At 72.0% G+C, this 12,091-nt stretch carries 11 protein-coding genes and 1 pseudogene; 11 read left to right on the forward strand and 1 reads right to left on the reverse strand.

Annotated elements, in window-relative coordinates:
* The 10 genes and pseudogenes from infB to ABD481_RS35555 form a co-directional block, all read left to right on the forward strand.
* The coding region (gene infB, locus ABD481_RS35510) for a translation initiation factor IF-2 (RefSeq protein WP_344670232.1) at positions 1-1,979 on the forward strand (1,979 nt) is incomplete at its 5' end.
* Positions 1,980-2,074: 95 nt separating this feature from the next.
* Positions 2,075-2,371: a DUF503 domain-containing protein gene (locus ABD481_RS35515; protein WP_344670233.1), complete on the forward strand. Its 297-nt coding sequence runs from the start codon at positions 2,075-2,077 to the stop codon at positions 2,369-2,371.
* Between the two features lie 29 nt (positions 2,372-2,400).
* A complete protein-coding gene (gene rbfA / locus ABD481_RS35520; protein ID WP_344670234.1) occupies positions 2,401-2,853 on the forward strand; it encodes a 30S ribosome-binding factor RbfA in 453 nt (150 codons plus the stop codon).
* A gap of 3 nt (positions 2,854-2,856) precedes the next feature.
* Positions 2,857-3,774, forward strand: coding sequence for a tRNA pseudouridine(55) synthase TruB (gene truB / locus ABD481_RS35525; protein WP_344670235.1), 918 nt, complete (start codon positions 2,857-2,859; stop codon positions 3,772-3,774).
* 87 nt (positions 3,775-3,861) lie between these two features.
* Positions 3,862-4,827 (forward strand): bifunctional riboflavin kinase/FAD synthetase, encoded by a 966-nt coding sequence (locus ABD481_RS35530; RefSeq protein ID WP_344670236.1) that lies wholly within the window; start codon positions 3,862-3,864, stop codon positions 4,825-4,827.
* 353 nt (positions 4,828-5,180) lie between these two features.
* A pseudogene (locus ABD481_RS35535) lies at positions 5,181-5,771 on the forward strand (sigma-70 family RNA polymerase sigma factor); the annotation flags it as partial.
* 6 nt (positions 5,772-5,777) lie between these two features.
* Entirely contained in the window at positions 5,778-6,059 is a 282-nt protein-coding gene (gene rsrA, locus ABD481_RS35540) for a mycothiol system anti-sigma-R factor (protein WP_344670238.1), read from the forward strand.
* 343 nt (positions 6,060-6,402) lie between these two features.
* Positions 6,403-8,565, forward strand: a complete 2,163-nt coding sequence (locus ABD481_RS35545; protein WP_344670239.1) for an HD-GYP domain-containing protein — start codon at positions 6,403-6,405, stop codon at positions 8,563-8,565.
* The gene (locus tag ABD481_RS35550) at positions 8,562-9,899 is read left to right on the forward strand and encodes an HD-GYP domain-containing protein (protein ID WP_344670240.1); all 1,338 of its coding nucleotides are present in this window, start codon (positions 8,562-8,564) and stop codon (positions 9,897-9,899) included. The genes ABD481_RS35545 and ABD481_RS35550 overlap by 4 nt, the downstream gene beginning before the upstream one ends.
* 80 nt (positions 9,900-9,979) lie before the next feature.
* Positions 9,980-10,195, forward strand: a complete 216-nt coding sequence (locus ABD481_RS35555; RefSeq protein WP_344670241.1) for a biotin/lipoyl-binding carrier protein — start codon at positions 9,980-9,982, stop codon at positions 10,193-10,195.
* A gap of 91 nt (positions 10,196-10,286) precedes the next feature.
* On the opposite strand, the gene bsaP is transcribed toward ABD481_RS35555, so the two are convergent.
* Positions 10,287-10,559, reverse strand: a complete 273-nt coding sequence (bsaP, locus tag ABD481_RS35560) for a biotin synthase auxiliary protein BsaP (RefSeq protein ID WP_425559373.1) — start codon at positions 10,557-10,559, stop codon at positions 10,287-10,289.
* A gap of 79 nt (positions 10,560-10,638) precedes the next feature.
* Between bsaP and ABD481_RS35565 the strand changes: the two genes are divergently transcribed.
* The gene (locus ABD481_RS35565) at positions 10,639-12,063 is read left to right on the forward strand and encodes a cytochrome ubiquinol oxidase subunit I (protein ID WP_344670293.1); all 1,425 of its coding nucleotides are present in this window, start codon (positions 10,639-10,641) and stop codon (positions 12,061-12,063) included.
* The last annotated feature ends 28 nt before the right edge of the window (positions 12,064-12,091 follow it).

The raw sequence follows: 12,091 nt of genomic DNA on the forward strand, positions 1-12,091 counted from the left end.
CGCGTCCCGGCGGCGGCTTCACCGGCCGCGGCGGTCGCGCGGGCGGCGGGGGCACGGCCGGCGCGTTCGGCCGTCCCGGCGGTCGTCCGGGCCGCGGTCGCAAGTCCAAGAAGCAGCGGCGTCAAGAGTTCGACAACATGCAGGCGCCCTCGCTCGGCGGCGCGATGCTGCCCCGCGGCAACGGGCAGACCATCCGCCTGCCGCGCGGCTCCTCGCTGACCGACTTCGCCGAGCGCATCGGGGCCAACCCGGCCTCGCTGGTGCAGGTGATGTTCCACCTCGGCGAGATGGTGACGGCGACCCAGTCGGTCCCCGACGACGTGTTCGAACTGCTCGGCCAGGAGCTCAGCTTCATCGTGCAGATCGTCTCGCCGGAGGAGGAGGACCGGGCCCTGCTGGAGTCCTTCGACATCGGCTTCGGCGAGAACGAGGGCGGCGAGGAGGACCTGCAGGCGCGGCCGCCGGTGGTGACCGTGATGGGTCACGTCGACCACGGCAAGACCCGCCTGCTGGACGCCATCCGCAAGACCAACGTCATCGAGGGCGAGGCCGGCGGCATCACCCAGCACATCGGCGCCTACCAGGTGGTCGCCGACGTCGCGGGCACCGAGCGGGCCATCACCTTCATCGACACCCCGGGCCACGAGGCGTTCACCGCCATGCGGGCCCGCGGTGCCAAGGCGACGGACATCGCGATCCTGGTGGTCGCGGCGGACGACGGCGTGATGCCCCAGACGATCGAGGCGCTGAACCACGCCCAGGCCGCCGACGTGCCGATCGTGGTCGCGGTGAACAAGATCGACAAGGAGGGCGCGGACCCGACGAAGGTGCGCGGCCAGCTCACTGAGTACGGCCTGGTGGCCGAGGAGTACGGCGGCGACACCATGTTCGTCGACATCTCCGCGCGCGAGGGGCTGAACATCGAGGCGCTGCTGGAGGCGGTCATCCTGACCGCGGACGCCTCGCTGGACCTGCGGGCCAACCCGGACATGGACGCCCAGGGCGTGGCGATCGAGGCCAACCTCGACCGCGGCCGCGGCGCCGTGGCCACGGTCCTGGTGCAGCGCGGCACCCTGCGGGTCGGCGACTCGATGGTGGTCGGCGACGCCTACGGCCGCGTGCGCGCCCTGATGGACGAGAACGGCGAGTCGGTCGCCGAGGCCGGGCCGTCGCGTCCGGTCCAGGTGCTCGGCCTGACCAGCGTCCCCGGCGCCGGCGACACCTTCCTGGTGGTCGAGGAGGACCGCGTGGCCCGGCAGATCGCCGAGCGCCGCGCGACCCGCGAGCGGAACGCGGCCATGGCCCGCTCCCGCAAGCGCGTCTCGATCGAGGACTGGGAGAAGGTCATCCAGGCCGGCGAGGTCCAGCAGCTCAACATCATCATCAAGGGTGACGGTGCGGGCTCGGTCGAGGCCCTGGAGGACTCGCTGCTCAAGCTGGACGTCGGCGACGAGGTCGACCTGCGCGTCGTGCTGCGCGGCGTCGGCTCCATCACCGAGTCCGACGTGGACCTGGCGATGGCCTCCGACGCGGTCATCCTGGGCTTCAACGTCCGCCCCGACGGGCGGGCGAAGACCAAGGCCGACCGCGAGGGCGTCGAGATCCGCTTCTACTCGGTCATCTACCAGGCGATCGAGGAGATCGAGGCGGCCCTGAAGGGCATGCTCAAGCCGGAGTTCGAGGAAGTGCAGCTCGGCACCGCCGAGATCCGCGCGGTCTTCCGCTCCAGCAAGATCGGCAACATCGCCGGCTGCATGGTCCAGGACGGGCTCATCAAGCGGAACTCCAAGGCGCGCCTCATCCGCGGCGGGTCCGTCGTGGCCGACAACCTCAGCATCGTGGGGCTGCGGCGCGAGAAGGACGACGTCACCGAGGTCCGCGAAGGTTTCGAGTGCGGTATCAACCTCGGGAACTTCAACGACATCAAGGAAGGCGACATCATCGAGACCTTCGAGATGCGCGAGAAGCCGCGCGTCTGACGTGATCGGTGCGGGGGCGGTCCGTCCGGGCCGCCCCTACCCCTCTCTACCCGGGTAGAGACTCATCCCCTGGGCCGGGTTGGCCCTGATGCGAAATGTTCGTGGGCACTCTGACCCTCGACATCCTCCTCGGCGACGTGCACTCGCTGAAGGAGAAGCGCGGGATCGTCAAGCCGATCCTGGCCGAGCTCGACAAGCGCGCCGGCGTCGCCGCCGCCGAGACCGGCCACCAGGACCTCCACCGCCGCACCGAGATCGGCGTGGCGGTGGTCGCGGCCTCGGCCGCACGAGTGAACGAAGTCCTCGACGACCTTGAGGGCGCCGTGGCATGGCGCCCGGAGATCGAGCTGCTCAGCGTCCGCCGGAGGCTGCACAGCGACCAGGACGACTAGGAATCCGAGCAACAAAGGAGTGAGTTCGCATGGCGAACAACGGAACGCGTGCCGCCAAGCTGGCCGACCGGATCCGCGTGATCGTCGCCGAGACCCTCAAGACGCGGGTCAAGGACCCCCGGCTCGGATTCGTCACGATCACCGATGTCCGGATCACCGGCGACCTGCGCGACGCCACGGTCTTCTACACCGTGTACGGCAGCGAGGAGGAGCGGGCGGAGTCCACCGCCGCCCTGGAGTCGGCCAAGGGCATCCTGCGCACCGAGGTGGGGCGGCAGACCGGGGTGAAGCACACCCCGTCGCTGACCTTCATCGCCGACGCCATCCCGGAGGGCGCGCGCAACATCGAGGACCTGCTGGCCAAGGTGGCGGTCTCCGACGCCGAGGTCCGGGACGCGGCGGCCGGGGCGAGCTACGCCGGGGAGCCCGACCCCTACCGGGCACCGCGCGCCGACGACGACTTCGACGACGAGGACGCCTGAGCCGTGGGCAGGCGGACCAAGGCCGACGACGGGCCCGGCGGCCTGGTGATCGTCGACAAGCCGGCCGGCTGGACCTCGCACGACGTGGTGGGCCGGGTGCGGCGGCTGGCGCGCACCCGGCGGGTCGGCCACGCCGGCACCCTGGACCCGATGGCCACTGGCGTGCTCGTGGTCGGGGTGGAGAAGACCACCCGGCTGCTGGGGCACCTGGCGCTGACCCGCAAGACCTACGAGGCGACGATCCGCCTAGGTCAGAGCACGGTCACCGACGACGCCGAGGGTGAGGTGACGGCCACCGCGGACGCCTCGAACGTGTCAGATGACATGGTCGGTGGCGCGATTGCGTCGTTCACCGGCGCGATCGCGCAGCGCCCGTCGGCGGTGTCGGCGATCAAGGTCGACGGCGTCCGGTCCTACCAGCGGGTGCGGGACGGCGAGGAGGTGGAGCTGGCCGCGCGGCCGGTGACCGTCTTCGGCTTCCAGGTGCACGCGCTGCGGCGGACCGGGACGCTGCTCGACGTCGACGTGACCGTCGAGTGCTCCTCCGGGACCTATATCCGGGCCCTGGCCCGGGACCTCGGCGCGGCGCTCGGCGTCGGCGGGCATCTGACGATGCTGCGCCGCACCGCGGTCGGCCCGTACACCCTGGCGGCGGCCCGGCCGCTGGCCGAGCTGACCGAGCTGGTCCAGGCCGGCGGGGAGCTGCCGCTGGTGCCGCTGGACGCCGCCGCCCGGGCGGCGTTCCCGGCCCGCGAGGTGAGCGAGCAGGAGGCCGCCTCGGTGGCGCACGGCGGCTTCCTGGAGCCCTTCGGGACCGCCGGGGAGCCGGTGGGCGTGTTCGGCCCCGACGGGCGGTTCCTGGCGCTGTACGAGGATCTGCCGAGCGGGAAGAAGTCCAAGCCGGTCGCGGTCTTCGCCTGAGGGCCCCGGCCGATTGCGCGTGCGCGGTCCGCGGATGGCACTCTTGTGTTCCGGCAGATCTCTTCCAACCACAAGGCAGGCATCCCCGTGGAACGCTGGCACGGCACCGCCGAGGTCCCGCAGGACTTCGGCCCCTCGGTCGTCACGATCGGCGTCTTCGACGGCGTCCACCGCGGCCACCGGGAGGTGGTCCGCACCGCCGTCGCCCGGGGCCGGGAGCTGGGCCTGCCGACCGTGGTGCTGACCTTCGACCCGCATCCCAGCGAGATCGTCCGGCCGGGCAGCCACCCGCCGCTGCTCACCACCCAGCGGCACCGGGCCGAGCTGCTCGCCGCCGAGGGCGTGGACGCGGTGCTGGTGCTGCCGTTCAGCCTGGAGATGTCGCGCTGGTCGCCCGAGGAGTTCATCCGGGCGGTGCTGGTCGAGAGCCTGCACGCGCGGGCTGTGGTGGTCGGCGCCAACTTCCGCTTCGGGCACCGGGCGGCCGGCGACGTCGCGGCGCTGGAGTACGCCGGCGGCCGGCACGGCTTCGAGGTGGTGCCGGTCAGCCTGCGCGGGCCGGAGGGCGCCACCGGCGACGACCGGTTCTCCTCCACCCGGGTGCGGGCGCTGATCGCCGACGGCGCGGTGGCCGAGGCCGCCGGGCTGCTGGGCCGGCCGCACCGGGTCGAGGGCGTGGTGGTCCGCGGCGACCAGCGCGGCCGCGAGCTCGGCTACCCGACGGCGAACGTGGAGACCGTGCCGTTCGCCGCCGTGCCCTCCGACGGCGTCTACGCCGGCTGGCTGATCACCGACGTGGACAAGCCGGAGAAGGCCTACCGGCACCCGGCGGCGGTGTCCATCGGCACCAACCCCACCTTCGACGGCACCGAGCGCCGGGTCGAGGCCTACGCGCTGGACCGCGACGACCTGGACCTGTACGGCACGCACGTGGCGGTGGAGTTCGCCGCCCGGATCCGCGACACGCTGAAGTTCGACTCGGTCGAGGCGCTTTTGGACCGGATGGCCGACGACTGCAAGGTGGCCCGGGAGATCACCGACGGGGCGCGGTGAGACACCTGTCACATCGCGGCGGCCCGGGCGCAGGCGCACGTCACGCCCGGGACCGAGGGGAATATCGGAGATCCTCGCCCTGTTTCAGCACGGTGAACCCTCCAGGTTCACCACCCGCTGTCGAGGGGACAGGAATGACTTTGGCACTGAAGGAGCGTCGCCCGGCGGTCAAGATCGATTTGTCGCGCGTCTCGCCTTGGATAAGCTCATCGGGTACCCCCGAGGAGGTGAGGACGGTCGCCGTGACCGCTGACGACGCACGTGGTGAGGCCGTCATCGCCGAGGCCGTGCCGCTGGACGAGGCCGTGCAGGCCGCGTCCGACGACGCCGCGCAGGCCGAGGCCGCGCGCGTCGAGGAGGCCGAGAGCGAGGAGGCGCGCAACGAGCGCTTCGAGCGCGACGCCCTCGTCTACCTGGACCAGCTCTATCCGGCCGCGCTGCGGATGACCCGCAACCCGGCCGACGCCGAGGACCTGATCCAGGAGACCTTCGCCAAGGCCTTCGCCTCCTTCCACCAGTTCCGCGAGGGCACCAACCTCAAGGCCTGGCTGTACCGCATCCTCACCAACACGTTCATCAACAGCTACCGCAAGAAGCAGCGCGAGCCCCAGGTGAGCCCCACCGAGGAGATCGAGGACTGGCAGCTGGCCCGGGCCGAGTCGCACAGCTCGGCCGGCCTGCCCTCGGCCGAGACGGTGGCGCTGGACCACCTGCCGGACTCCGACGTCAAGGAGGCCCTCCAGGCGATCGGCGAGGAGTTCCGCATCGCCGTCTACCTGGCCGACGTCGAGGGATTCGCCTACAAGGAGATCGCCGACATCATGGGGACGCCCATCGGCACCGTCATGTCGCGGTTGCACCGCGGGCGGCGGCAGCTCCGTGCGATGCTGGAGGACTACGCACGGGAGCGCGGCCTGGTGGCCGCCGCGTCGGAAGGGAACTGAACCGTCATGAGCTGCGGCCAGCCGCACGAGACCCCGTGCACGGAGATTCTCGACCATCTCTACGAGTACATCGACAACGAGATGCCCGAGGAGGACTGCGCGGCGTTTAAGCGCCATCTGGACGAGTGCCGGCCGTGTCTGGAGAAGTACGGCCTTGACGCGATGGTGAAGAAGCTCGTGCAGCGCTGTTGCGGATGTGACGAGCCGCCGGTGGACCTGCGTGACAAGGTGCTCGCCCGGATCCGTCAGGTGCGCGGCGAGGTCGCGGTGTCCGGCGGCGGCGAATAGCAAGGCTCGAACAGACCTCAGGGGCGCGCCATGGCGCGCCCCTGGCGCGTTCCGGCCGTCGTCGCCCGCGAGTGTGGATCTTTTCTTGACGGAGCGCCGGTTTTCCTCTGTACTCGTACGTGCTTTGATCAATTCCCGCGGTACCCCCTACGATCGCGGGCCGGGTGAAGGACGGTGGCCTCAGATGCTCAGAATCGTCGGGATCGGACTGTAATCTCCGCTCTGTGACCCCACAGGCCAGCGCCGCCCCATGTGCTGGCCTGTGGACCCGCGGCACATTTCGTGACAGGGTTCTGCGTTGACCGGTGCCGACGCGCTCCCTGCGCGGACAAGAGGATGCCCGATGCCGTTCTCCGTGCGGTGCTACATATTCGGTTTGGTGGCGGTGGCCGTGGCGACCATCGCCGCGTTGCCGATGTCGCGGACCAGGCCCCTGCTGCTGCTCGCGATGTGCGTGCTGGTGTTCGCCACCGAACGGCTCTCCCGCGTCAAGATCGCGGTGTCCGGCTGGACCATGTCCGTCTCGCTGGTCGTGACCGTCATCACCGTGCTGGTCCTGCCGCCTCCGGCGGCCGCGCTGATCGGTCTGGTCACCTCGCTGTTCTCACCGCGCGGCTCCTCGCTGGTCTGGACCAAGGAGATCCTGAACAGCGCGATGCTGTCCCTGGTGCCCGCCTCGGGCGCGGCTGTGTGCTATCTCACAGGCGGCCACGAGCCCGGGCGCTTCCTGAGCTTCCCCGGGTTCCTGTGGCCCTTCGCCGCCGCGGTCACCACCTGCCTGGTGGCCAACGGGCTGATCGCCGCGGGCTTCTTGACGCTGTACGACCAGGCCGCGTTCGGCGACGTGCTGCGCGGCACCCTGCAGCGGGCCGCGATGCCGTACTACTCCTCGGCGGTGCTGGCTCTGATCTTCCTGGCGCTGTGGAACGACATCGGGTGGTACACCGCGCCGCTGATGGTGGTGCCGATGTACATCGCGCACTGGAGCCTGTCGCAGTTCGCCCGCGAGGAGGCGGCGCACGAGGGCACGATCGCCGCGCTGGTGCACGCGGTGGAGATCAAGGACTCTTACACCCGGGGCCACAGCGAACGGGTCGCGCTCGGCTCGGAGATGCTGGCCCGGCAGCTGCGGATGCCGCAGGAGCGGGTGGCGATGCTGCGCTTCGCCGGGCTGCTGCACGACATCGGCAAGCTCGGGGTGCCGACCCGGTTGCTGACCAGCACCGGCGGCCTGACCGAGGAGGAGTTCAAGCTGCTGTGCATGCACCCGAACCACGGGGTGGCGGTGCTGCGCGACATCAGGTTCCTGACCGAGGTCTACGAAGGCGTGCTCTACCACCACGAGCGCCTGGACGGCCGCGGCTACCCGACCGGCAAGTCCGGGGACGAGATCCCGGAGTTCGCCCGGATCATCGGGGTGGCCGACGCCTTCGACGCCATGACCTCCACCCGCTCCTACCGCGCCGCGCGCACCGTCGAGGAGGCGGTGACCGAGCTGCGCCGCGGCGCCGGGACCCAGTTCGACCCGGTGCTGGTGCGCGCCTTCGAGGAGGCGCTGGCGCTGGCCGAGCGGGCCGGACGGCCCTGGGTGCCGACCGAGCTGCCGGCCGCGCCGCCGGCCGAGGCCGGCGCGGTGCCCGCGATCCCGGCCGGCCCGTGGCCGCTGCCCAAGCGGGTGCCCGGCTTCTCCTTCGCCGACCACGACGACCCGTTCGTCCCGGCGGAGTGGTTCTCGGACTGGTTCCCCAGCTGGCTGGCCGACGCCTGGGAGGGCACGCCGGGCGGCGGCGGCCCGCAGGGCCCGTTCGACTGGCCGCTGGACGAGGGCGTGCCGCCGCCGGGGCCGGGCGGGATCCCGGGGCAGCGCTCCGCGGAGCTGCCGCCGGGCGCGGACTTCGACGACGGCTGGTCGGCGCGGATGCACTCGGCGGTGGTGCGGGGCCCGGGGCCGGATCCGGAGGACTACCGGGAGGACCGGGACGAGCGCCGGCTGCGCGGCCAGTCGGAGGCCGGCCGGGCCGAGCGCGGCGAGCGGACCGAGCGGACCGAGCCGGTCGAGGAGCGCAGGTCGATCAAGCCGGTGGACGACCCGTCGCCGGGCCCGGCCGCCGAGGGCGCCGCGGGGCCGTTCCGGATGTCGCACGGCTCGATGCGGATCCGCGGCGTCGACGACGTGCGGGAGGCCGAGGGCGAGGACGCCGGGGCGGCCGGTTCGAGCTGGTTCTCGCGGGACCTCGCCGCCGAATCGTCGGGGCCGATGGAGCTGAGGGAACCGGTGGACGCCGGCGATGCCGGGGACTTCACGGGCGCCGGGGGTGCCGGGGACGCCGAGGCGGCCGGCTTCGGAGCCGGCGCCGAAACCGGCGTGACGCCGGACGGCGGTCCGGACCGCGTGTCGCACCGCGCGCCGGGCTCCGAGCTCGACGCGGACACCGGGTTCGACGCCGAGACCGAGCTCGACGCGGACTCCGACGACCCGCGGGACTCCGAAGGATCCGCGGCATGACGCACGCCAAACCCGCGGGCCACCGCGCCTTCGACCCGGACGGTGGCGTCCCGACCGCGTGGGCGCAGAGCAACCCGGTGCTGCTGGTCCTGGCCTGTTTCGTGGCCTTCGCCGCGGTGGCCGCCGGCGCGGTGCACGGCTTCGTCCAGCCCGGATACGCCCTCACCTTCGGCGTCATCGTCGCGGCCGGGGAGGCGTTCCGGGTGCGGCTGCCCGGCGGGCGCGAGGCGGCGCCGCTGGGGTCGGCGACCGCGCTGGCGTACGCGGTGGTGACCGAGATCGGCCGGGAGCCGGCCAGGCACACCGCCGCGGAGGCGATCACCGTGGCCGCCTTCGGGTTCCTCGTCGGCTCGGTGCCGCACCTGGCGGTCCGGCGGCCCACCACCCTGGACTACACCGCGCGCCGGTTCCTCATGGTGGCGCTGACCGCCGAGCTGTTCCGGATGTTCTACCTGCGCTGGGTGCTGGGCATGCTGCCCGACGATCCACATCTGACCGCCGACATCGCCCGCGATCCGGCGTTCCTGACCCGGCACCTGCACAGCCTGTCCGTGGGGCTGGTGACCGCGGCCCTGCTGGCCCTGGCGATCGTCTCCGACGCGGTGCTCGGCGCCACGCTCCAGGCCGGCCACCACCGGCGCCCGATCGTGGCGGCGCTGCGGGACGAGCTGCGCTTCACCACCCGGGTCGGGCTGGCCGTGGTGGCCACCGCGCTGCTGGTGTGCCTGGCCACCCGCACCATGAGCATCTGGGTGCTGCCGGTGCTGTGCCTGCCGCTGACGTTCACCCAGCTGTCGCTGCGCCGCTTCGCCCGGATCAAGGAAGTGCACCTGGAGACCATCCGCGCGCTGTCGCGGATCACCGAGGTGGCCGGCCTGACCGACGCCGGGCACGCCCGCCGGGTGGCCCGCACCTGCCAGCGCATCGGCCGGGAGCTGGGCCTGAGCGAGGCGCAGCTGCTGGATCTGGAGTACGCCAGCCTGATGCACGACATCGGGCAGCTCTCGGTGGCCGAGCCGGTGCACGGCGGCCGCACCGCGCCGCTGCCCCTGCAACGGCAGCGGGAGCTGGCCCGGGCCGGGGCCGAGGTGATCCGCCGCGCCGGCGCCCTTGGCAACGCCGCCGACATCGTCGAGCACCATCCCGACCCGTTCGGCGCGGCCGGGCCGCTGCCCAGCCGGATCCTGCGGGTCGCCAACGACTACGACGACCTGGCCGGCGCCGCCCCGGAGGAGGCCCGCCGGGTCGAGGCCCTGCGGCACATCCGGCTGGGCCTGGCCGTGCACTACGACCCGGCGGTGGTGGAGTCGCTGAGCCGGATGGTGGGGGAGTAGGGCCGCCGGGCGCGGGCGGCGTCCGGGCGTGATTGGATGCGCTCGTACACCTTTACCCTGACTGCGAGGGAGCGTCGAACGTGGCCGAGGAAGTCCGCGCCGAGATGGTGGCCAACGTGTGGAAGGTCGTGGCGGCCGAGGGCGCCGCGGTCGAGGACGGCGACACCATCGTGATCCTGGAGTCGATGAAGATGGAGATCCCGGTGCTGGCCGAGGTCTCCGGGACGCTGACCCGGCTGGCGGTCGCCGAGGGCGACGTGGTCCAGGAGGGCGACCTGATCGCCGAGATCGGCTGAGCATCCCCGCGCGCCGGGCGCGCCGGCCGGACGGGTTTCGGCGGCGCGCCCGCTGTTCCTCCCGGGCGCCCCGCGGGCGGTTTCAGCCCGCTCAGCCCGTGGTCGTGCCGTGCTCGACGCAGCGGGCGGCCCAGCCGGTCGGGACGATCTGCACCACCATCCGCCGCCGGCACTGTCCGCAGTAGCGCGGCGGTTCCAGCTCGGCCCGCGCGGCGCACCGCTCGTGCCCGGCGGCCGTCGCCGGCTCGCCGCACTGCCCGCAGAATTCCATGCAGGCAAGGTAGCCCGCGCCCGTCTTCCGCCGCCAATCGCCCGCCCGGCTCCCCGCCGGTCCGTCCGTGCCGCCGAACAGGTGACACGGCATTGACATCACACAACGCGCCTCAGCTACTCTGCGTAATCACCTGATAACGCCCGCTGGAGGCCGAGACGTGCATCCGACCGTGAACATCGCCATGGATCCGGTGACGGTGGCGCGCTGGCAGTTCGGCATCACGACGGTCTACCACTTCCTGTTCGTGCCGCTGACCATCGGGACCTCGTTCCTGGTGGCCGGGTTCCAGACCGCCTGGTATCGCACCGGGAAGGCGGAGTACTACCGGGCGACCAAGTTCTGGGGCCGGCTGTTCCTGATCAACTTCGCACTGGGCCTGGTCACCGGGCTCGTGCAGGAGTTCCAGTTCGGCATGAACTGGTCGGAGTACTCGCGGTTCGTCGGCGACATCTTCGGCTCGCCGCTGGCCATCGAGGCGCTGCTGGCGTTCTTCCTGGAGTCCACGTTCCTGGGGCTGTGGATCTTCGGCTGGGACCGGCTGCCGCGCGGCGCGCACCTGGCCTGCATCTGGCTGGCCGCCGTGGGCACCGCCGCCAGCGCCTACTTCATCCTGGCCGCCAACTCCTTCATGCAGCACCCGGTCGGCTACGAGGTCAACGCGCTCAAGGGCCGCGCCGAGCTCACCGACTTCTGGGCCGTCATCACCCAGAAGACGACCGTGATCACCTTCTTCCACGTGCTCACCGCCTGCTTCCTGTGCGCGGGCGCGGCGTTGGTCGGCATCGCCTGCTTCCACCTGCGCAAGCAGCGGCAGCCGGAGGTGTTCCGGCCCTCGCTGAAGGTCGGGCTGTGGGCGCTGCTGATCGCCGGCGTCGGCGTCGCGGTGTCCGGCGACATGCAGGGCAAGGTGATGTTCGAACAGCAGCCGATGAAGATGGCCTCGGCCGAGGCGCTGTGGGACACCCAGGGGCCGGCGCCGTTCTCGGTGTTCGCCATCGGCGACGTGGAGAAGGGCCGGAACTCGGTCGAGATCGAGATCCCGCGGCTGCTGTCCTTCCTGGCGCACGGCAACTTCCACGACCCGGTGACCGGCATCAACCAGACCAACGCCGCCCAGCAGGCCCGGTTCGGGCCCGGCGACTACCGGCCGTGGATCCCGATGGCGTACTGGTCCTTCCGCTGGATGATCGGCTTCGGGATGTTCTCGGTGCTGGTCGCGCTGTTCGGGCTCTGGCTCACCCGCGGCCGTCGGACCCCCGGCGGGGCCTGGGGCCGGTGGTTCTGGCGGTTCGGGCTGTGGACCGTGGTCTTCCCGGTGATCGGCGCGGCCTGGGGCTGGATCTTCACCGAGACCGGCCGCCAGCCGTGGATCGTCTACGGCCTGATGCGCACCCGGCTCGGCGTGTCCGCGGCGGTGCCGGCCGGGCGGGTGCTGACCTCGTTGCTCCTGTTCACCGCGCTGTACGCGGTGCTGGCCGTGGCCGAGGTGGCGCTGACGGTCAAGTACGTCCGGGGCGGCGCCCACGACACCCCGCCGAGCGCCGAGCCGGACTCCGGGGACGGCGACGACCGCCCGATGGCGTTCGCGTACTGATCCGCGCGCCGGAGCGGACCGAGGTAAG

The sequence above is a fragment of the Catenulispora yoronensis genome (assembly GCF_039531695.1).
Lineage (GTDB): Bacteria > Actinomycetota > Actinomycetes > Streptomycetales > Catenulisporaceae > Catenulispora > Catenulispora yoronensis.